The sequence below is a fragment of the Streptomyces monashensis genome (assembly GCF_001866665.1).
Classification (GTDB): Bacteria; Actinomycetota; Actinomycetes; order Streptomycetales; family Streptomycetaceae; genus Streptomyces; species Streptomyces monashensis.
Window position 1 is genome coordinate 1 of sequence record NZ_MLYO01000041.1, and the last position, 20,522, is coordinate 20,522.

The following is a 20,522-nucleotide window of genomic DNA, read 5'->3' on the forward strand; positions in this document are numbered from 1 at the left end:
GGGGCGGTCCCGGCCTGAGTGGGGCGGGCGGGAGCGGGGTGCTTATTTCGATGGTGCTCAAAATTTGACGGCCATCGAACCTTGAGGCATGGTGGATGTCGGTACCGCCGCTGCGGCGCGTTCCCCCATCCCTGCTCCCAGGACGGATACGTCATGGCACGTCTCGTACAGTTCGACCGGCTCGGCGGCCCCGAGGTCCTCACTCTGCGCGAGGTGGAGGTGGGCGCCCCGGGTCCCGGAGAGGTGCGGCTCCGCGTCGAGGCGATCGGCCTGAACCGGGCCGAGATCATGTACCGCGAGGGCGGCTACTTCCACCAGCCGGTCTTCCCGTCGACACTCGGGTACGAGGCCGCGGGTGTGGTCGAGGCCGTCGGCGAGGGCGTGACCGGCCTCGCCGAGGGTGATCCGGTCGCGGTGGTGCCGTCGTTCCTCCAGACCGAGTACGGGACGTACGGCGATCACGTCCTCCTTCCGGCCTCGGCGGTCGTGCCCCGCCCCGCGAACGTCGACCCGGTCACGGCGGCGGCCGTGTGGATGGCCTACGTCACCGCCTACGGCCCCCTCGCCGAGAGCGGCCGGGTCCGGCCCGGCGACCATGTGCTGATCACCGCGGCCTCCAGCAGTGTGGGACTGGCCGCCATCCAGATCGCCCGCCACATCGGCGCGATCCCGATCGCCACCACGCGCGGCGCGGGCAAGAGGCAGCGCCTCCTGGACGCCGGGGCCGCCCACGTCATCGTCACCGACGAGGAGGACCTGCCCGCCCGGATCAAGGAGATCACCGGCGGCGAAGGGGTCCGCCTGGCCTTCGATCCCGTGGCCGGTCCCGGCGTCGAGACCCTCGCCCGGGGGATCGCGCCCGGCGGCTTCCTGGTGGTCTACGGCGCCCTCGACCCGCGCCCCACTCCGCTGCCCAACGCGGGCTCCTACCCGGCGCTGAACAGCAGCACGTACACCCTCTTCGAGATCACCTCGGACCCCGAACGGCTGCGCCGCGCCGTGGCGTTCGTCAACGCCGGCCTCGCATCGGGGGCCTTCGCGCCGGTCGTCGACCGCACCTTCGCACTGGAGGACATCGCCGAGGCGCACCGGTACATGGCGGCCAACGGCCAGGTCGGCAAGATCGTCGTCACTGTCGAGCCGCAGGCCCCGCAGGCCTGACGCGGACGTCCGTCACGCGTCCGGCGCGGGCAGCCGCGCGGCGGTGTGTTCCAGCAGCATCTCCAGCGCGGCCGGATAGGCGCTGTGCGGCATGCGCCGGGCGAGCAGTGCGGCCGTGGCGGCGATATGGGGATGCGACTCGGCGGGCAGACGCGCGTAGGCGGTCTGCCACATCTCCTCGTCCTGGGCGCGCGCCTCGGCGGCCAGGGCGAGGGACCCGGCGTCGAGGGCGGCGAAGGCCAGGCTCTGGTCGATGAACGCGTGATACACGCGCACCGCCACCGGGTCGGGCAGCCCGGCCCCGCGCAGGATGCCGAGGATGGCCTCGTCCACCGCGATCTCGCGGGGCCGTCCGGTGACGCGGCTGGCGGTGAGCAGGGCGGCCTGCGGGTGGGCGAGGTAGGCGCCGTAGATCGCCCGGCCGAGAGCGCGCAGATCGGCGCGCCAGTCACCGGTCGCCGTCCAGCTGTCGAGGGCCCGCCCCATCAGTTCGTCCCCGATGGCCCGGGTCAGCTCGTCCATCCCGGCGAAGTAGCGGTACAGCGTGCTGGGGTCGGCCCCCAGCGCCGCGCCCAGGCGCCGGGCCGTCAGCCCCGTGCTGCCGTGCTCGCGCAGCACGCGCAGGGCGGTGTCGACGATGATCTCCTCGGACAGCACCGTGCCCGTGCGCGTGGGCCGTCGCCGCCGTCGCGCCGCCTCCGGCACCACGTGTTTCGCCATGCCGCCCGCCTCCGTCCGCGATCCCTGTGCCGCCGGTTCCCTTATGCCAACAGGGTTGACCTTATCTTCCCGCGTCCCGTTCCATCGGTCCCCTCCGGACGAAAGGTGTGTGTCATGCGTGTACTCCTCGTGGGCGCGGGCGGTGTCGGAACGGCTGTCACCCGGATCGCGGCCCGTCGTGACTTCCTCACTCACATGGTCGTCGCCGACTACGACCTCGCCCGTGCCGAGGCCGCCGTCGCGTCGCTGGGGGAGCGGGGCGCCCGGTTCGGCGCGCGGCGGCTGGACGCCGCCGACCAGGACGCGGTGCGTCGGCTGCTCGTCGACGAGCGCTGCGACGTCCTGCTCAACGCCACCGACCCCAGGTTCGTGATGCCGCTCTTCGAAGCCGCGCTCGAGGCCGGTGCGCACTACCTGGACATGGCGATGTCACTGTCCGTGCCGCACGCCTCGCGTCCGCACGAGGAGTGCGGCGTGAAGCTCGGCGACGAGCAGTTCGCGCTGGCCGCGCGCTGGGCGGAGGCGGGACGGCTGGCCCTGGTGGGCATGGGCGTCGAGCCCGGCCTGTCGGACGTCTTCGCCCGCTACGCGGCCGACGAACTCTTCGACGACATCGAGGAGATCGGCGTCCGGGACGGCGCGAACCTGACCGTCGAGGACTACGACTTCGCGCCGTCCTTCAGCATCTGGACGACCATCGAGGAGTGCCTGAACCCGCCGGTGGTCTACGAGAGGGACCGTGGCTGGTTCACCACCGCCCCGTTCAGCGAGCCCGAGGTCTTCGACTTCCCCGCGGGCATCGGTCCCGTCGAGTGCGTCAACGTCGAGCACGAAGAGGTGCTGCTGATCCCGCGGTGGGTGGACGCGCGCCGGGTCACCTTCAAGTACGGGCTCGGCGCCGACTTCGTCGCCAGGCTGAAGACCCTCCACGAACTGGGCCTGGACGCCACGGCGAAGGTGACCGTGCGCGGCGACGACGGACCGGTGCGGGTGTCCCCGCGGGACGTCGTGGCCGCCTGCCTGCCCGACCCGGCCGGCCTGGGCGACCGAATGACGGGCAAGACCTGCGCCGGCACCTGGGTGAAGGGCACCAGGGGCGGGGCGCCGCGCGAGGTGTACCTGTACCACGTGGTCGACAACGAGTGGTCGATGCGCGAGTACGGCTCCCAGGCCGTCGTCTGGCAGACGGCGCTCAACCCGGTCGTCGCCCTGGAACTGCTGGCCACCGGCGCCTGGTCCGGCACGGGCGTCCTCGGCCCGGAAGCCCTGCCCCCACGCCCCTTCCTCGACCTGCTCACCGCGTACGGCTCCCCCTGGGGCCTGCGCGAGGAGAACTGACCGGCGGCCCCGAACCGAGGTCCGGCGGCGCCCGGTTCAGCCGCCGAGCGGGCTCTTCAGCTCCTGCTTGGTCATCGGGGAACGCCCGTGCACGCGGCGCTTCCTGGCCTCCTCGTACAGCTGGTCCTTCGTCGGGCGCTCCGCTCCGCCGTGCGAGCACTGCCCGCCCCGCTCGTACGCCGACTTCGGATCGCGGGTGGAGGTCCGACTCGCGCTCTCGGCTCCTTCCTGTTCGGATCCGGACACACGGATACCCCCTGACACCGGACGTGTCACGTCGGTATCAGGCCCGCGTACCGCCGATCGACGGGCCGGCCGTGGTCCTGTCGTGCCTGCGGTGCGCACCCGTGCCGCGCCGGTGGTGTGCCGCGCCGCCGAAGGTCATGGCCATGCCCAGGCAGAAGATCAGGGCCAGGGCCAGGCCCGAGCAGAAGAGGGCGAGCGGGCCGAGGCTGGCGATGTCGTGACCGAGCACCGACACGGTGTGGTCCGGGCCGCCGGACAGGTTGTCGCTGATCGCCAGTGCCGTGAAGGCACCGGCCCCCACGATGAGGAGCAGTCCGAGGAACAGCATCCGAGTCATCTCCTCTCGTCTCCTCGCGGAGTCGTCGAGCCGTCGTGCGGAGTCGTCGTTGCGGAGGCGTCGTTCCCTTCGGGTACCGAGTACCTGGAACAGGGCGCACTACACCGCGGCGGGACAGGCGGACGTTCGAAGACGGGGTCTAGGCGACCCGGTACTCCTCCGCCGTGTCCCGGCGCAGGGCCAGGCCGAGCCCGTGGCCCTGCTCGGGCCGGACCGTGCCGCCGGTGGGGTCCAGCGCGCCCTCGAAGAACATCGACTCGATCCGCGCATGGTCGTGGAACCACTCGAGGTGGCGGAAGTTGGGGATCGAGGCGGCCGCCGCGGCATGGACGTGCGGGGCACGGTGCGCGGAGATCTCCAGCCCGTGGGCCTGGGCGAGGGCGGCGGCCCGGAGGAACTCGGTGATGCCGCCGCAGCGGGTCGCGTCGACCTGGAGGCAGTCCACCGCGTGCGCCGCGATCAGCCGGGCGAAGTAGGGCAGGTCGTAGCCGTACTCACCGGCCGTCACCTCGCACGGCAGGGTGTCGCGCAGCAGCCGCAGACCGGTCAGGTCGTCGGCGGGCACGGGCTCCTCGAACCAGGTCACGCCGTACTCGGCGAGCCCGTCTCCGACGCGCAGCGCCTGCTTGCGGGTGTAGGCGCCGCCGGCGTCGACGTACAGCTCGGCCTCGGGGCCGACGGCCCGGCGCGCCGTACGGACCCGGGCGAGGTCCCACAGGGGCGCGCGGCCCCAGTCCTCACCGATCCTGATCTTGACGCGGGGGATGTGCCGGGCGTGCACCCAGTCGCCGAGCTGCTCGGCCAGACGCCGGTCGTCATAGGTCGTGAACCCGCCGCTGCCGTACACCGGGACATGGGTGCGGGCCGCGCCGAGGAGGCTGACCAGGGGGAGGCCCAGCAGACGCGCCTTGACGTCCCACAGGGCGATGTCGAGGGCCGAGATGGCGCACGCGGTCACCCCCGGCCGCCCGGCGTCGCGGACCGATCGGCACATCGCGTCGTGCAGGGCCGGTATGTCCATCGGGTCGTGTCCCTCGACCAGGGGGGCGAGGTGCTCGCCGAGCATCAGCCCGACGGCCGCCGGACCGTACGTCCAGCCCGTGCCGGTCACGTCCCCGGCCGAGGCCTCGGCGATCACCATGGTCGTCGAGGCCCAGGCGAGCGTGCCGTCGGCTTCGGGGGCGTCGGTCGGCACCGTGTAGACGGACACCTCGGGTCGGCGGAGTTTCATCGTTTTCCTGCCGGGGTCGACATCTCGGAGTCTCCCGATCGGCCGGTGTCACCACCGGTACCAATGAGCCCTGCCCCCGCCCGCCGCGCCGCGGACCAGGAAGCCCAGCAGCCATACGACGAGAACCGCCAGGGCGATCCACCAGAGAACCTTCACGGCGAAGCCGAGGCCGAAGAGTACGACTGCCAGAAGCAGTACGAGAAGGATGGGAACCATGACGTGAACCTCCTGACCGTCTGCGGGTTCCCCCGGATGCGGAGATCACGCGTCGACCGGTCCGCCGGGTGCCCCGGGCAGGACGGCCAGGGGCAGGCCGTGTCGCCCACGTCGATCGGGTTTGGCCACCCGCTTCGGGGGAAGGGGCCAGACAGAGTGTTTCGGACAGGAGGCACATCCGTGGGAGCGACGTCCCCGTCGCCCGGATGCGGCCGTTCCGGAACGCGGTCGCTCGTCCACGGTGATCGTTCATCCCTCGCGCAGGAGAGGTGCGATGCACCATGCGAACCCGAACGAGCGCGCAACACCACCCGCACGACGACGCCCCGGACACCGACCAGGCGTTCCGGCGGCTCGCCGCACTGCCTCCCGGGCACCAACGAGACACGCTCCGTGAGGAACTGGTCGAGGCCTGGCTGCCGATGGCCGAACGAATCGCGAGCCGGTTCCGGAGCCGTGGCGAGAGCTACGAGGACCTGCGCCAGGTCGCGGCACTCGGGCTGGTCAAGGCGGTCGACCGCTACGACCCGGAGCGCGGCCACGCCTTCGAGAGCTATGCCGTCCCGACGGTGACCGGAGAGATCAAACGGCACTTCCGCGACCACATGTGGACGCTGCACGTGCCGCGCCGGGTCCAGGACCTGCGCAACCGGGTACGGACCGCCTGCCAGGACCTGTCGCAGGACGTCTCGGACCGCTGGCCCAGCGTCGGTGAGATCGCCGAGTACACCGAGCTCAGCGAGCACGACGTCCAGGTCGGCCTGGAGGCGCTGGAGAGTTTCAGCGCACTGTCCCTCGACGCCGAGGCTCCCGGCAGCGACGACGGCTACTCGCTCGGCGACGTGCTGGGCGCGTGCGACCCGGCCCTCGACGTCGTCGTGGACCGCGAGGCCGTCAAGCCCCGTCTGGAGGCCCTGCCCGAGCGTGAACGCACCATCCTGTACATGAGGTTCTTCAAGGACATGACCCAGAGCCGCATCGCCGAGCAGCTCGGCATCTCACAGATGCACGTCTCGCGCCTGATCAACCGCTGCTGCCACCAACTGCGGGACGAGGTGCTGCAGGACGTCGCCTAGGGGCGCCTAGGGGTGTCCTTCGACCCCTTGGACTGCGGCCGCCCGATGGCCTGGATCCGGACGTTCGGCGCGCCCCCCGCCGTGGGAGCGATCGTCTGCCTGGGCAGACGCTGACTCCGTGCGGCGGTGCGGTGTCCGGCGCGGGGCGAGGGTGGCACAGCTCTTCCGGGAAGGGCAGGATGGATGGGCCGGGAGAGTACGTGAGAGGCGCACTGCGCGTCGGACTCCGGAGGGGTTGATGACCACGGACGGCGGCCCGGCCAGGGCCGACGGTGAGCGCATCCATGAGCTGGAGGAAGAAGTCGACCAGCTGAGGCAGGCCGTCAGCTCGCACGCGGTCGTCGACCAGGCGATCGGGATGATGGTCGCGCTGGGCCGGGTCGGACCCGAGCAGGGGTGGGCCGTGCTGAAGGACGTGTCCCAGCACACGAACATCAAACTGCGCCACGTCGCCGAGATGATCCTCGTGTGGGGACGGCAAGGGGAGATCTCCCCGGAGATCCGGGCCGAACTCGAAGAGGCCCTGGACCGGCACGGGCCCGCGCAGATTCCGGGCGTACCGCCGACGGACTGAGCCCGCCCGGACCCCCTCGGCGACGCGTACCGCGCGGGTTCGCGGCGTATCTCCGTCCTCGGTCCGACTCCGCGCCGCCGCTTTCTCTGTCACGCTGTCGCTGCGGCGACATGACCGGGCCGGGTCCTGTCGTCGGGGGAACGCACGCAGACGGGGGAAGCACGGAGGGGGAGCATGACCATGGCGCAGCGCATCCCGAGGTTCTCGCTCGACGGAGTGCCGGACGCCGGGACGGCGCATCATCCGTTCACCACCGAGGACGGCCTGGGCCTGAGTCTGACGCGGTTCCGGCGGGGCGAGGGCGGCGATCCGGTGCTGCTGGTGCACGGACTGACCTCCGGCAGCGACCTCTTCACCATGCCGGAGCATCGCAATCTCACGGGCTGTCTGCTCGACCACGGCTTCACCGACGTCTGGGTACTGGACTCCCGGATGAGCAACCGTTTCCCGTACAACACCGAGCCGGGCCGCCGTACGCTCGACGACCTCGCCCGGTTCGACTACCCGGCGGCGCTCGCCGAACTCCGCCGGCACGCGGGACCGCGGCCCGTGCGCGTCGTCGCGCACTGTCTCGGGTCGGTGGCCTTCGCCATGAGCCTGTCCGCGGGCACTGTGGACGGCATCGCGGCCCTCGTGGCGAACAGTGTGGCCCTGACCCCACGGCTGACGTCCTGGTCCCGCTGGAAACTGGAGTACGGACCCGAGCTGCTCGAACATCTTCTGGGCGTCTCCGTCCTGGATCCCCGCGCGCGGGGCGCGCGCCGGTTCACTCCCGGCTGGGCGCTGTCCCGGCTGGTCTCGCTGGCGCACCAGGAATGCGACAACCCCGCCTGCCACATGATCAGCTTCATGTGGGGGAGCGGCTGGCCCGCCCTCTACAGCCACGAGAACCTCCACCCGGTCACCCACGACCGCATCGCCGACCTCCTGGGCCCCAGCGGACTGGACTACCTGAGGCACGTCCGGAAGATGGTCCGGGCCGGGCACGCGGTGAAGTACGACCCCCGCGATCCGCGCCATGCCACGCTGCCCGACGACTACCTGACGGCCGCGGCCGAGATCGACACCCCGATCCTCTTCCTGGCCGGCGACCGCAACCATGTCTTCGGCGACTCCAACGTGATCTGCCACCGCGAGCTGTCCCGGCACGCCCCCGACCGGCACGAACTGGCCGTCCTGCCCGGCTACGGACACCTCGACCCGATCATCGGCAAGGACGCCGCCCGCGACGTCTTCCCGCGGATCGTCGACTTCCTGCGGCGCCGGGCGGTGGCATGACCGCCGGTACGCGGCCCGGCCGGCCGGTACGAGGGGCGGGTCCGGGCACCGAGCATGTGGACGTCGTGGTGGTCGGCTCCGGATTCGGCGGCTCGGTGGCGGCCTGCCGGCTGGCCGAGGCCGGGCTGTCGGTGGTCGTGCTGGAGCGCGGCCGTGCCTGGCCGCCGGGCAGCTTCGCCCGGACGCCCGCCGAGTTCGGCCGCGCGTTCTGGGACCCGGGCGCGGGCCTGCACGGTCTGTTCGACGTCTGGTCGTTCCGCGGCTGCGACGCGGTGGTGGCCAGCGGTCTCGGCGGCGGCTCGCTGATCTTCGCCAATGTGCTGCTGCGCAAGGACGAGCGCTGGTTCGTCCAGGAGCAGCCGCTGCCCGGCGGCGGCCACGAGTCCTGGCCGGTCGCCCGCGCCGATCTGGACCCGCACTACGACGCCGTGGAACGGATGTCGGGCGCCGTACCGTACCCGCTGCACCGCCCCGGATACGCGGACACCCCCAAGACCCGGGCGATGCGGGACGCCGCGGCCGCGCTGGGGCTGCAGTTCCAACTCCCGCCGCTCGCCGTCCGGTTCGCCCCGGCCCCCGATGCCCTGCCGCAGCCGGGACTGCCACTCGCCGACCCGGCGCACGTCAACCTCCACGGCGTCGCCCGCCGTACCTGCCGGCTGTGCGGCGAGTGCAACATCGGCTGCAACGACGGCGCGAAGAACAGCCTCGACTTCACGTACCTCTCGGCCGCCCGGACCCACGGCGCCGACCTGCGCACCGGGCACGACGTCCAGGGCGTCCGCCCCGGGCCGCGCGGGGGCTACGAGGTCGACTACCTCCGACACGACGAGCACGACGGGTACGACGGCACCGCACCGCGGGCCGGAGAGCCGGGCCGCCCGCCGACGACGGGGACGCTCACCTGTGACCGGCTGGTCCTGGCCGCCGGCACACTGGGCACGACACACCTCCTGCTGCGCTCGCGCAACCGGCTGCCCGGACTCGGCCCGGCGCTCGGCACCCGCTTCTCCGCCAACGGCGACATGCTGTCCTTCCTGATCAGGGCCAAGGACGGACACCCGGGCAGGGGCAGGCCGCTGGATCCCGGCAAGGGACCGGTGATCACCGGAGCCGTCCGCCTGCCCGACGAGCTCGACGGCACCCCCGGGTCCGGGCGCGGCGGCTACATCGAGGACGGCGGTTACCCCCAGTTCGTCCAGTGGCTGGTCGAGGCCGCCCGGGGCCCGCGGCACCTCTCCCGCACGACCCGGTTCCTCACCCGTCAACTGGCCCGTCGGATCGGCCTCCTCCCGGAGCGCCGCCTCTCCCGGGACATCGCGGAACTGCTGGGCGACGGCCTGCTCACCAGCACCTCCCTCCCCCTCCTCGGTATGGGCCGGGACATCCCCGACGGCGAGCTGAGTCTGCGCGGCGGCCGGCTCCAGGTCAGCTGGACGACGGGCCACAGCGCGCCCACGCTCCGGCGGCTCCGCTCGACGATGCGCCAGCTGGCGGACGCGCTCGACGCCGGTTACGCCGACAACCCGCTGTGGCACCTCGGGCGGACCGTGACCGTCCATCCGCTGGGCGGCGCCCCGATGGGCCGACGGCCGGAGACGGGGGTGTGCGACGCGTTCGGCGAGGTGTACGGGCACCGGGGCCTGTACATCGCGGACGGCTCGGCGCTCCCCGGTCCGGTGGGCACCAACCCCGCCCTCACGATCGCCGCGCTCTCCGACCGCATGTGCACCCGGCTGCTGGAGAACCCCGCCGGCGGGGGAGCGACGGCCCCGCCCCGGCCGGCCTACACCCGGCGCACCTCGCTGGTCTTCACCGAGACGATGCGCGGCCACTACGTCCCCGGTGCGCCCGCTCCGAAGGCCGCCGAGCGGGGCGCCGGGCAGTGCGAGCCCTTCGCTTTCCGGCTCACCATCACGGCCGACGACCTGGACGCCTTCCTGGACGACCCCGGCCACGAGGCTCGCGCCGACGGCTGGGTGGAGTCCCCCGCCTGCGGAGGCCGACGGCCGGTCCTGCTCGGCAGGTTCCACCTCTTCGCACCGGCCGAGGGCAGCGGCGACGCGCAGGCCGGGAACGGGGGCGTCCGGCGCGCGCTGCGCTACCGCCTCCACTTCACCGACGCACAGGAACGCCCCCGCACCTTCACCGGCCACAAACTGATCACGCACGGCACTCCGCTGCGTCTGTGGCCGGAGACGACCGCGCTGCCCTTCCGCCTCCTCGCGGGACACCTCACCGACGAGGCAGCGGACGCCGAGGCCCTGCTCCTCGGCACCGGCCGCCTCCACCTGCGGCTGCGCGACCTGGCCCGGCAGCTCGCCACCTTCCGCACCACGGGCCCGGGCGGACCGGCCGCGCTGGCCCGCTTCGGCGAGTTCTTCCTCGGCCGGCTGTGGGAGAGCTACGGCCCGTGATCCCGAACGGATCCGTGCCCGCCGGCGTCGAACTACCGTGAAGACACTGATGCTTGTCCGGCGCGCCGTGCCGTCGCCGCGTCGGCCGCCCTGGCCGTGCTGACGGGATGCTCGGCAGCGGGAGCGGCCGGCTCCGGGGCGCGGACCGTCACGAGGAACGAAACGATCACTCGCCCGGTCGTGGTGAGCGGAGGCGATCGTACGCTCACGGTCATGGCGGACTCGGGCGGATGCGACGAACCCCCGCGCCTGCGGGTGCGGGAGGCACCGGGGAAGGTCGTCCTCGCCGTCCGCGTCACTACCCGGACGGGACGGAACGTCAAGTGTCCGGCCGTCGCCCGTATCGGCCCGGTCCGTGCGACCCTGCGGACGGCACTCGGGTCGAGGACCGTGACGGACGGAACGTCCGGCCACCGGCTCTCCGTCCGCCGGGAACGCGCACGTGCCGAGTCGGGCGAGTAGGCCGGGCTCCCGAGTGAAGATAGGACGCTGGCAGAATATTTCGGTTGCCGATGTAATCTGGGTGTATGGCCACCGACACGAATCCCCCCGCGTCCAAGCGACGCTGGCCTGCCGTGCTCACCGTCGAGCGCCCCCGTCCGGAAGGGATACGGTCACGGCCGGGCGGCTGGTGGCTGGCCGTGGGCGCCGTGTGCTTCGGCGCGTTCATGGGCCAGCTGGACGCCAGCATCGTGACGCTGACCTACGGCGGCCTGCGCACCGAGTTCCGTACGTCGCTGGCGGCGGTGGAGTGGGTGTCGCTGGCCTACCTGCTGACCCTGGTGGCACTCCTGGTGCCGGCCGGGCGGCTGGCGGACGCGCACGGCCGCAAGCTCCTGTACCTGTACGGGTTCGCCGTCTTCACCCTGGCCTCCGCCGCCTGCGGCTTCGCCCCCTCCCTGCTCGCGCTCGTCGTGTTCCGGGTGGTCCAGGCGGCCGGAGCGGCCATGATGCAGGCCAACAGCGTGGCCCTGGTCACGACCAGCGCACCGCGCGAGCGGATGCGCAGCGCCCTGGGGGTCCAGGCCGCCGCCCAGGCGCTGGGGCTGGCGCTGGGACCGACGGTGGGCGGGGCGCTGGTGTCGACGCTGGGCTGGCGGTGGGTGTTCTGGGTCAACGTGCCCGTCGGCGTGATCGCACTGGTCGGGGGCCACTATCTGCTGCCCCGCACCCGGACGCGTATCCGGGTCGCACGCTTCGACTGGTGGGGGCTCGTCCTGCTGGCCTCGGCGACCACCGGCGCGCTGATGGGTGTCTCCGCGGCGTCCGGGCTGCCGGTGCCCGGCTGGGGCGTGGCCGCGCTGTTCGCGGTGGCGGCCGCGACGGGCTGGGGATTCGTCCGCCGCCAACGCGGGACGACCGAGCCCCTGCTCGACCTGGCCCTGCTCCGGGTGCGGGCGGTGACGTTCGGGCTGGCGGGCGCGCTCAGCGGCTATCTCGTGCTCTTCGGCCCGCTGGTGCTGGTGCCCGTCGTGCTCACCGCGCGGGGCACCTCGGAGCTGACCGCCGGGCTGGTGCTGACGGCCCTGCCGGCCGGGTTCGCGCTGGCCGCGACGGGCGGTGACCGGCTGCTGCCGCGAGGCCTTCCGGACCGCGGGCGCTGTCTGGCCGGGGCCACGCTGTTCCTGGCCGTGTCGGCCGCCCTGCTGGTCGTCCCGCTGACGGTTGCCTGGCTGGTGCCCGTGCTGGCGTTGACGGGGCTGGGCCTCGGGACGTTCACCCCGGCCAACAACGCCATGATCATGGGCGCGATACCGGCCGGTTCCTCCGGCACGGGCGGCGGTCTCGTCAACATGACCCGTGGCCTGGGCACGGCACTCGGCGTGGCCCTGGTGACCCTCGCCCTGCACCTGGCGGGCAGCGCGGGCACAGGGACCGGAGCGCGCCGGTCGGCCGTCGTCCTCGTCGCGGCCTCGGCGATCGCGGTCGCCTCGGCGTGGCTGAGCCCGCGTACGGAACGGGCTGCGTGATCAGGGGAGGGGGAGCACCGCGCGGCCGCCCCCCGGGGCCTGCGCCCGGCCCGGGTATGACGGACCGGGCCGTTCGACCTCGCCGCGCGGTCCCGTGCGTCGGCGTCGCCGTCAGCCCTGCTTCCGGTCCGGCGTGCCGGCCGCGGTCGACTGTGCCGCGCCCTCGTCGTCCCCGGGCGGGTACGGGGCGTCGTCGCCGCCGCGCGGGCGGCGGCTCACGATCAGATAGACCAGCGCGCCGGTGAACAGGACGATCGAGACGTAGTCGTTCAGACGCAGGCCGAGGAAGTGGTTGGCGTGGTCGATGCGCAGGGCCTCGATCCAGGCCCGGCCGGTGGTGTAGGCGAGGACGTAACAGGCGAACAGCCGTCCCCGGCGTAGGCGCTGGTGGTGGCGCCGGTCGAGCCACAGCAGCAGCGCCATGACGCCGAGGTCCCACAGCGACTCGTACAGGAACGTCGGGTGGTAGAGACCGACCGTGGGCATGTCGGCGGGCCGGTGCGCGGGATCGATCTGCAGCGCCCAGGGCAGGTGGGTGGGGCGGCCGTACAGCTCCTGGTTGAAGTAGTTGCCCCAGCGGCCGATCGCCTGGGCCAGCACCAGCCCCGGCGCGACCGCGTCGGCGAAGTCGGACAGCTTGATGCCGCGGCGGCGGCAGCCGAGCCACGCGCCGACCGCGCCGAGGGCCACCGCGCCCGGGATGCCCAGGCCGCCGTCCCAGATGTAGAGGGCGCGGACGGGCTGCTTCCCGGCGGTGAAGTACAGCTCCGGGTCGGTGATCACGTGGTACAGCCGGCCGCCGAGGACGCCGAACGGCACGGCCCAGATGGCGATGTCGGCGATGTCCTCGCGGCGTCCGCCCCTGGCCTCCCAGCGGCGGCCGGTGAGCCACACGGCGGTGAAGATGCCGGCCAGGATGCACAGTGCGTACGCGCGGATCGGCAGCGGTCCGAGGTGCCAGACCCCCTGCGAGGGGCTGGGGAGGTACGCCAGGTTCAAGAGACAGACCGTTTCTCGCACGTACGGAACCCGGCTCACGTGCCGGGGGCGGATCCCATCGACGATACATCGGACACCGAAGCTTCCGGTAAGGAGGCGGCGTCGGCGGACCGGGCGTCCGACCGGCGGACGGCGGAACCGCGCCCGCATGCCGCCCCGTTACCCTTGCCCCATGCCCGCGCAGCCCCGTACCGAGGTCTCCTCACCTCCTGCCGGCCCCCGCGGCCGGGAACCGGAGGCCCGCCAGCTCACCGAGGCCGTCACCCGGCTCCGGCGCGCGCTGCGCTCCTCGATCCGCACCGACTACCCGTGGGAGACGCTCCCCATGGCGCAGGTCGAGCTGTTGCAGGTGCTCGGCGAGCACTCGCCCGCGCGGATCAGCGACCTGGCCGCCCGCCGCAGGCTGGCGCCGAGCACGGTCAGCGGGCTGATCGGGCAGATGATCACCGCCGGCCTGGTCACCCGTGACGTCGACGCCGCAGACCGCCGGGCCTCCGTCGTCGCCCTCACCGACGCCGGCCGCGAGAAGCTCACCGCCTGGACCACCGCACACGAACGCCGCATCGACGCCGCCCTCGCCGCCCTCGACGACAGCGCCCGGGCGGCCATCAAGGACGCGCTGCCCGCCCTGTTCCAGCTGGCCGAGCACCTCGGCGAACCGGCCGACGGCGCGGCGGAGGACTGACAAGGACCCGGAGCGGTCCGTCCGCCCACTCGCCCCTGTGCGGCGAGTGGGCGGACGGGCTCAGACCTGTGCGCGGTCCGGGCCGGGCCGCGGCAGCGGCGGAAGCCGCTTGTCGTAGAGCCAGGCGCGCAGCAGGGGCTCCAGCTCGGCGGGCCGGGACCGTCCGGCGTGGGCGATGAAGGCGGCGGTCCCGGCGCTCCTGCCGCGATGCCGCTCGTGCCAGCCGCGCAGCATCGCGAAGAACCGCTCGTCACCCAGCGTCAGGCGCAGCGCGTGCAGTGCGCACGCGCCCCGGTTGTAGACGCGGTCGTCGAAGATGCGGTGCGGCCCGGGATCGGCCGTCCGCAGGTTCTGCGCGCCCTTCGCCATCGTGTGCCAGGCCTGCCGGGCGATGACGTCCGCGGAGTCCTCGCCGATGTGCTCCGACCACAGCCACTCGCCGTAGGTGGCGAAGCCCTCGTTGAGCCAGATGTCGCGCCAGTCCCGCAGGCTCACGCTGTTGCCGTACCACTGGTGGACCAGTTCGTGGGCGACGAGCGTCTCCCAGGTCCGTTTGCCGTCGACGTGGTTGCGTCCGAAGACGGAGACCGTCTGGTTCTCCACGGGCTCGTCCAGCTCCGCGTCCACGACGACCGCGCCGTACGTCTCGAACGGATACGGCCCGAACCAGTCGGTGAACGCGCCGAGCATGGCGGGCTGACGGCCCAGATCGTGCCGGGCCGCGGCCGCCAGCCGGGCGGGGAAGGCGTTGCGTCCGGCGATCCGGCGGCCGGTCGCGGAGTCCCGGGCCTCCCAGGTGTCGTAGGCGAAGCGGCCCGTGTAGAGCGAGGCGAGATAGGGGGCCATCGGCCCCGGGTGATGAAAGGTCCAGCACTCGGTCGACCCCGCCTCGCTCCGCTCCAGCAGCATCCCGTTGGCGAGCACCTGATGACCGCGCGGCACGGTCACCCGGAAGGTGAACTCGGCTTTGTCGTCCGGGCGGTCGTTGCACGGGAACCACGACGGGGCGCCGAGCGGCTGCGAGGCGACCAGCGTCCCGTCGTGCGCGTCGCCGGTGCGGTCCCAGCCGATCTGCCCGAACGGCGTGCGCAGCGGACCCGGCCGGCCGCCGTATCCGATCTCCACGCTGAAGGGGGTGCCTGCGCGGAGCGTGCGCGGGGCCGGCAGGACCAGCTTGTCCCGCCGTCTGCCGGGGCGTACGGCGGTCCCGTCGATCCGCGCGTCGTACACGGTCAGCCGAGCGAGGTCGAGTTCGACCTGCGGCAGCGTCCGGTCCGCCACCGCCTGGATGTGCGCCCGCCCGTCGAGCCGGCCGGCGACCGGGTCGTACGCCAGGTGCAGGTCGTAGGCGAGGGTGCGGTGGCCGTACGTGCCATGGCTCGCGAAGTAGCGTTCGGCCTGGTGCGGCAGCTGGTCCGCGGCCGTCGCCGCGAGCGGGGCGAGCGCCGCGCCGCGCAGCAGCGCCCGCCGGGTGCACCACCTCATGCCGCCTCCCCACCGGCGAGCGGGGCGGCGGGCGCGGTCGCCTCGGCCCCCGCGATGGGGTTGCCGGCCCAGCGGGTGCCGTCCGGCACGCTCTCACCGCGCATCACGAGTGAGGCGGCGGCGATGGAGGCACCCGCGCCGATCGTGGTGCCGGGCAGGGCGATGCTGTGCGGGCCCAGGGAGGCGCCGGCCGCCAGCTCCACGGTGTCCATCCGCATGATGCGGTCGTGGAACAGATGGGTCTGCAGCACACAGCCGCGATTGACGCTGGCGCCGTCGCCGAGGGTGATCAGATCGGTCTCCGGCAGCCAGTAGGTGTCGCACCACACACCACGCCCGATGCGCGCGCCGAGGCTGCGCAGCCACCAGTTCAGCACGGGGGTTCCCACGTGCGCGCCCGCTCCCCACGGCACGGCCAGCACCTCGACGAACGTGTCGAACAGCTCGTTGCGCCACACGAACGGCGACCACAGCGGGCGCTCGCCGACCCGGAACCGGCCCACCAGCAGCCACTTGGCGCACGTGGTGACGAGGCACGCCGCCAGGCCCGCGGCCATCAGCAGCGGGGCGGCGGTGAGCGCGGCCAGGGGCAGCCCGCCCAGGTCGAAGGACCGCTGCTCGCCGAGGAACACGGCCTCCGCCAGTACGGTGCCGAGGACCACCGGCAGCAGGCGGCACAGCTCCACGGCCGCGCGGGCCGCCACCAGCCGCCGGGGCGGGGCGAACGTCCGCGCCGGGTCGCCGGACTCCGGCAGCCGCGGCAGCGGCATCGCGGGCCGGCCGATCCAGGACATGCCGGGCTCGCCCTGCACCGGCGCGTCGGACAGCACGCCGACCAGCGCGTGGTCGGCCACCTCGCGGCCCGGTCCGACGATGCCGGAGTTGCCGACGAACGCGCGCTCCCCGATCCGCACCTCCCCCAACTTCAGCCAGCCGCCGCGCAGTTCGTACGGCGCGACCAGCGTGTCGTCGGCGAGGAACGCCCCGTCGTCGACGCGGAGCAGTGACGGCAGCGGCAGCACCGTGGAGATCTCGGTGCCGCGGCCGACGCGGGCGCCGAGCAGCCGCAGCCAGGACGGCGTCGCCAGGCTCGCGTACAGGGGGAAGTAGCCGCCCCGGGCGCCGTCGAGGATCCGTGTCACGAGCCAGGCCCGCCAGGCCACGCCGCCGTCCGCACGGTGCATGCCGGGCTTGATCGACCGGTTCAGCAGCCGCACGGTCAGCGCGGTGAGCAGCAGCCCGAACACCATCGTCATGACGGCGAACAGCGGTGCCGCGGCGAGCAGATGCCCCGCCGCCCCGGACAGCGTCGGCGTGGCGCGGACCAGCAGCCAGGCGAGGAACAGGGCGGGGGCCGCCGCCAGCAGCGAGGTCAGGGGCAGCACGGTGAGGGACAGCGCGTAGGCCAGGTGCCAGCGGCGCCGGCGGTCCGTCGGCGGTGCGGGCCACCCGACACCCGCGAGACGCTCGGCGGGCTCGGTCGGCCGGGCCGGGGAGCCGGTCCACACCATGCCGTCCGGGATCCGCTCGCTCAGACAGCTGCCGGCGGTCAGTTCCGCGCCGCGGCCCACGACGGCGCCGGGCAGCAGCGTGCTGCGGTGACCGACCCGCGCGCCCGCCCCGACCGAGATCGGGCCGACGTGCAGCGTGTCACCGTCGAGCCACCAGCCCGCGATGTCCGCCTCCGGTTCGATGCTGCACCCCTCGCCCAGCTCGGCGAGGCCCGTCACCGGGGGCATCGTGTGCAGGTGTACGTCACGCCCGGTGCGGCAGCCCAGGATGCGGGCGTACAGGACCGCCCACGGGGTGCCGAGCAGGGACGGCACGCCGAACGTGGCGACCGCCCGTTCCGCGGTCCACAGCCGCAGATGCGTGCTGCCCCCGCGCGGATGGGCGCCCGGAGTGATCGAGCCGGCCAGGGTGCGGGCGAGGACCGCGCCGGTCAGACAGCGCACCGGCGAGCTGAACAGCACCACCCATCCGGCCAGGACCAGCCACCACGACGTGTGCGGCGCCCAGTGGTGCGGCGCGATCCAGCCGAGCACGTTGTCCGCCGCCGCCAGTCCGACCAGCCCGCGCAGGCCGGTGACGGCGTACCCGGTCATCTGCACGAAGAACTGCACGACGGCGGTCGTCCGGGGGATGGGCCGGACCTCGCGCACGTCCTGCGTGGTTCCGGCCAGGGAGTCGAGGTGGTCGGCCATGCGGTGCAGCACCGAATGCCGGTAGAGGTCGGCGACGGACAGCCCCGGATACTCCTCGCGGAGCATCGAGGCCATCCGGGCCGCGGTCAGACTGGTGCCGCCGAGCGCGACGAAGTCGCTGTCCGGGCCGGGCCGCAGCCCCAGCAACTGCTCCCAGACGTCCGCCAGCCGCGCCGCCGTGCCCTCCAGCGGGCGGTCCGCGCCACCGCCGTCACCCTCGCCGCCCGCCAGGGGAACCGGCCACGGCAGGGCCGCGCGGTCGACCTTTCCGGAGGCGCGCGTGGGCAGCGTCGTCACCTCGGCGAACACCGGCACCAGCGCCGCGGGCAGTTGCTCGGCCAGCAGCGCTCTCGCCTTGGCGGCGTCGAACCCGGACCGCCCGTCGGCGCCCGCCTCCGGTACGACGTACCCGACCAGGATCGAGGCACCGGCGGCCGTCGGCTGCACGGCCGCGGCCGCGCCGCGCACGCCGGGCAGGGCGAGCAGGGCCGCGTCGATCTCGCCCAGCTCCACGCGCCGTCCGCCGAGCTTGACCTGGTCGTCGACGCGGCCGAGGAACACCAGCCCCGCGGCGTCGGCGCGCACGAGGTCGCCCGAGCGGTAGGCGCGCGGCGAGTCCAGCGCGGCGCACGGCCGGAACCGCTCCGCGTCCTTGACGGGGTCGAGGTAGCGCGCGGTGCCGGCGCCGGCGATGACGAGCTCGCCCTGCTCCCCGTGGGCCACCGGTTCCCCGGCCTCGTCGACCACGGCCAGGTCCCAGCCCGCCAGCGGCAGGCCGATGCGCACGGTGCGGCCGCGCCGCAGCGGGGCGGCGCAGGCCACGACGGTGGTCTCCGTGGGGCCGTAGGTGTTCCACATCTCCCGCTCGGGACCGGCGAACCGCTCGACCAGGCCGGGCGGACAGGCCTCGCCGCCCAGGATCAGCAACCGCACGCGGCGCAGAGCCTGTTCGGGCCACATGGCCAGCAGGGTCGGCACGGTGGAGACGACGGTGATGCCCTGTTCGTCGAGCCAGGGCCCGAGTTCGTGGCCCGCCCGGACCAGGGCGCGTTCGGCGGGTACCAGGCAGGCACCCGAGCGCCATGCCAGCCACATCTCCTCGCAGGAGGCGTCGAAGGCGACGGACAGTCCGGCGAGGACCCGGTCACCGGGGCCGAGCGGCCGGTCGCGCAGGAACAGCCGGGCCTCGGCGTCCACGAACGCGGCCGCGGAGCGATGGGAGACGGCCACGCCCTTGGGCGCGCCGGTCGAGCCGGAGGTGAAGATGATCCACGCATCGTCCTCCGGAGCGGGCGCGCGTCGGCCCGTCGCCGCTCCCGACGCGACGGCCGTCCCTGCGGGCTGCGGGTGGGGGCCGAGGACGAGACACACCCCGGCCTCGCGAAAGACGGTCGCGGCCCGCTCCTCGGGGTCGTCCGCGTCGACCGGTACGTAGGCCGCTCCGCAGTGCAGTACGGCGAGGATCGACAGATACAGCTCGGCGGTGCCCGAGGGGATCCGGATCCCCACCCGGTCGCCGGGACCGACGCCCTGGCCGGTGAGCCGCTGGGCACGGCGGACGACCTCGGCGGACAGTTCGCGGTAGGTCAGTACTTCCGCGCCGGTGTCCAGAGCCGGCGCATCCGGATTCCGGGTGACCGTGGTGTGCAGAACGTCGACGAGGGTACGCGGCGACGAGGCGGCCGCGGAGCGGAAGAGAGCCTGATTCTCAGGCGACCTGAGGGGTGGGCGTGACGCATCGAATGCGGGCGAAGACAAATTCGTGCCTCTGGTGTGCGGTGCCAACGGATGCGAAATCCATTACGGCTTGTCAGATGCTCGTCTGCCGCGAGGCGTTCACCAACTCATTGCAATTAATACACGGCCGGCCCATGGGAGGAAATTGATGAAGTCCAAACCGTGATTCGACCATTCGAATCGGGGTACGTACATTCTTTTCAATTACGGAAAGAATTCGACGTGAGAACGGTTTGATTTCTGCACCGCCATCGTGTGATGATCGCATGGTCGGCGCGTCCACCGGGCGCCGGACGCGAGCGTCAGGAGTGATCGATGACTGTGGGAACCGAACGGGCCGTGCTGGCGGGCGGTTGTTTCTGGGGCATGCAGGATCTGGTCCGCAAGCAGCCGGGCGTGGTCTCCACGCGCGTCGGCTACAGCGGCGGGGACACGCCGAACGCCACGTACCGCGATCACGGCGACCACGCCGAGGCCATCGAGATCCTCTTCGACCCGGCGGTCACGAGCTACCGCGACGTCCTGGAGTTCTTCTTCCAGATCCACGACCCGACCACGAAGGACCGCCAGGGCAACGACATCGGGCGCAGCTACCGGTCCGCCATCTTCTACGGCGACGAGGAGCAGCACCGCGTCGCCCTGGACACGATCGCCGACGTCGAGGCGAGCGGGCTCTGGCCGGGCAAGGTCGTCACGGAGGTGGAGCCCGTGGGCGACTTCTGGGAGGCCGAGCCCGAGCACCAGGACTACCTGGAGCGCTACCCCGACGGCTACACCTGCCACTTCCCCCGCCCGAACTGGAAGCTGCCGCGCCGGGTGTGAACGTCCCCGGCGGACCGGTTGTCAGG

At 73.0% G+C, this 20,522-nt stretch carries 17 protein-coding genes and 1 pseudogene; 10 read left to right on the forward strand and 8 right to left on the reverse strand.

Annotated features, from left to right (window positions below; genetic code table 11):
- Positions 1–153: 153 nt before the first annotated feature.
- Positions 154–1,161 (forward strand): zinc-dependent alcohol dehydrogenase family protein, encoded by a 1,008-nt coding sequence (locus BIV23_RS24605; RefSeq protein WP_071383127.1) that lies wholly within the window; start codon positions 154–156, stop codon positions 1,159–1,161.
- A 12-nt stretch (positions 1,162–1,173) separates the two neighbouring features.
- Here BIV23_RS24605 and BIV23_RS24610 read toward each other — a convergent pair whose 3' ends face one another.
- The gene (locus BIV23_RS24610) at positions 1,174–1,881 is read right to left on the reverse strand and encodes a TetR/AcrR family transcriptional regulator (protein ID WP_071383128.1); all 708 of its coding nucleotides are present in this window, start codon (positions 1,879–1,881) and stop codon (positions 1,174–1,176) included.
- 114 nt (positions 1,882–1,995) lie between these two features.
- Between BIV23_RS24610 and BIV23_RS24615 the strand changes: the two genes are divergently transcribed.
- Positions 1,996–3,219, forward strand: coding sequence for a saccharopine dehydrogenase family protein (locus tag BIV23_RS24615; RefSeq protein ID WP_071383129.1), 1,224 nt, complete (start codon positions 1,996–1,998; stop codon positions 3,217–3,219).
- Positions 3,220–3,255: 36 nt separating this feature from the next.
- On the opposite strand, the pseudogene BIV23_RS24620 reads toward BIV23_RS24615, so the two are convergent.
- The 4 genes and pseudogenes from BIV23_RS24620 to BIV23_RS24635 all read right to left on the reverse strand — a co-directional run.
- Positions 3,256–3,441, reverse strand: a pseudogene (locus tag BIV23_RS24620) (plasmid stabilization protein); the annotation flags it as partial.
- Positions 3,442–3,502: 61 nt separating this feature from the next.
- Complete coding sequence (locus BIV23_RS50485) at positions 3,503–3,802, reverse strand: hypothetical protein (RefSeq protein ID WP_177240017.1); 300 nt, start codon at positions 3,800–3,802, stop codon at positions 3,503–3,505.
- Between the two features lie 139 nt (positions 3,803–3,941).
- A complete protein-coding gene (locus tag BIV23_RS24630) occupies positions 3,942–5,033 on the reverse strand; it encodes an enolase C-terminal domain-like protein (protein ID WP_071383131.1) in 1,092 nt (363 codons plus the stop codon).
- A gap of 48 nt (positions 5,034–5,081) precedes the next feature.
- Positions 5,082–5,249 (reverse strand): hydrophobic protein, encoded by a 168-nt coding sequence (locus BIV23_RS24635; protein WP_071371229.1) that lies wholly within the window; start codon positions 5,247–5,249, stop codon positions 5,082–5,084.
- 281 nt (positions 5,250–5,530) lie between these two features.
- Here BIV23_RS24635 and BIV23_RS24640 point away from each other — a divergent pair, with 281 nt between their 5' ends.
- The 6 genes from BIV23_RS24640 (at position 5,531) to BIV23_RS24665 (ending at position 12,564) form a co-directional block, all read left to right on the forward strand.
- The gene (locus BIV23_RS24640; protein WP_071383132.1) at positions 5,531–6,325 is read left to right on the forward strand and encodes an RNA polymerase sigma factor SigF; all 795 of its coding nucleotides are present in this window, start codon (positions 5,531–5,533) and stop codon (positions 6,323–6,325) included.
- 238 nt (positions 6,326–6,563) lie between these two features.
- Positions 6,564–6,899, forward strand: a complete 336-nt coding sequence (locus tag BIV23_RS24645; protein ID WP_071383133.1) for an ANTAR domain-containing protein — start codon at positions 6,564–6,566, stop codon at positions 6,897–6,899.
- A 174-nt stretch (positions 6,900–7,073) separates the two neighbouring features.
- Positions 7,074–8,177: a lipase family protein gene (locus BIV23_RS24650; RefSeq protein ID WP_218161875.1), complete on the forward strand. Its 1,104-nt coding sequence runs from the start codon at positions 7,074–7,076 to the stop codon at positions 8,175–8,177.
- Positions 8,174–10,594, forward strand: a complete 2,421-nt coding sequence (locus BIV23_RS24655) for a GMC oxidoreductase (protein ID WP_071383134.1) — start codon at positions 8,174–8,176, stop codon at positions 10,592–10,594. Before BIV23_RS24650 ends, BIV23_RS24655 begins: the two co-directional genes overlap by 4 nt.
- 213 nt (positions 10,595–10,807) lie before the next feature.
- Positions 10,808–11,056, forward strand: coding sequence for a hypothetical protein (locus tag BIV23_RS24660; RefSeq protein ID WP_143079106.1), 249 nt, complete (start codon positions 10,808–10,810; stop codon positions 11,054–11,056).
- 65 nt (positions 11,057–11,121) lie between these two features.
- Positions 11,122–12,564 (forward strand): MFS transporter, encoded by a 1,443-nt coding sequence (locus BIV23_RS24665; protein ID WP_177240018.1) that lies wholly within the window; start codon positions 11,122–11,124, stop codon positions 12,562–12,564.
- Positions 12,565–12,675: 111 nt separating this feature from the next.
- On the opposite strand, the gene lgt is transcribed toward BIV23_RS24665, so the two are convergent.
- Positions 12,676–13,563 (reverse strand): prolipoprotein diacylglyceryl transferase, encoded by an 888-nt coding sequence (gene lgt / locus BIV23_RS24670; RefSeq protein WP_071383137.1) that lies wholly within the window; start codon positions 13,561–13,563, stop codon positions 12,676–12,678.
- 172 nt (positions 13,564–13,735) lie between these two features.
- Between lgt and BIV23_RS24675 the strand changes: the two genes are divergently transcribed.
- Positions 13,736–14,248: a MarR family winged helix-turn-helix transcriptional regulator gene (locus BIV23_RS24675; RefSeq protein WP_071383138.1), complete on the forward strand. Its 513-nt coding sequence runs from the start codon at positions 13,736–13,738 to the stop codon at positions 14,246–14,248.
- Positions 14,249–14,308: 60 nt separating this feature from the next.
- Here BIV23_RS24675 and BIV23_RS24680 read toward each other — a convergent pair whose 3' ends face one another.
- Both BIV23_RS24680 and BIV23_RS24685 read right to left on the reverse strand, forming a co-directional pair.
- Positions 14,309–15,733: a M1 family metallopeptidase gene (locus BIV23_RS24680; RefSeq protein ID WP_079173338.1), complete on the reverse strand. Its 1,425-nt coding sequence runs from the start codon at positions 15,731–15,733 to the stop codon at positions 14,309–14,311.
- Positions 15,730–19,695, reverse strand: a complete 3,966-nt coding sequence (locus BIV23_RS24685) for a Pls/PosA family non-ribosomal peptide synthetase (protein ID WP_071383139.1) — start codon at positions 19,693–19,695, stop codon at positions 15,730–15,732. The genes BIV23_RS24680 and BIV23_RS24685 overlap by 4 nt, the downstream gene beginning before the upstream one ends.
- Before the next feature lie 294 nt (positions 19,696–19,989).
- Here BIV23_RS24685 and msrA point away from each other — a divergent pair, with 294 nt between their 5' ends.
- On the forward strand, positions 19,990–20,496 hold the full coding sequence (gene msrA / locus BIV23_RS24690) for a peptide-methionine (S)-S-oxide reductase MsrA (RefSeq protein WP_071383140.1): 507 nt from the start codon (positions 19,990–19,992) through the stop codon (positions 20,494–20,496).
- Positions 20,497–20,522 lie beyond the last annotated feature (26 nt).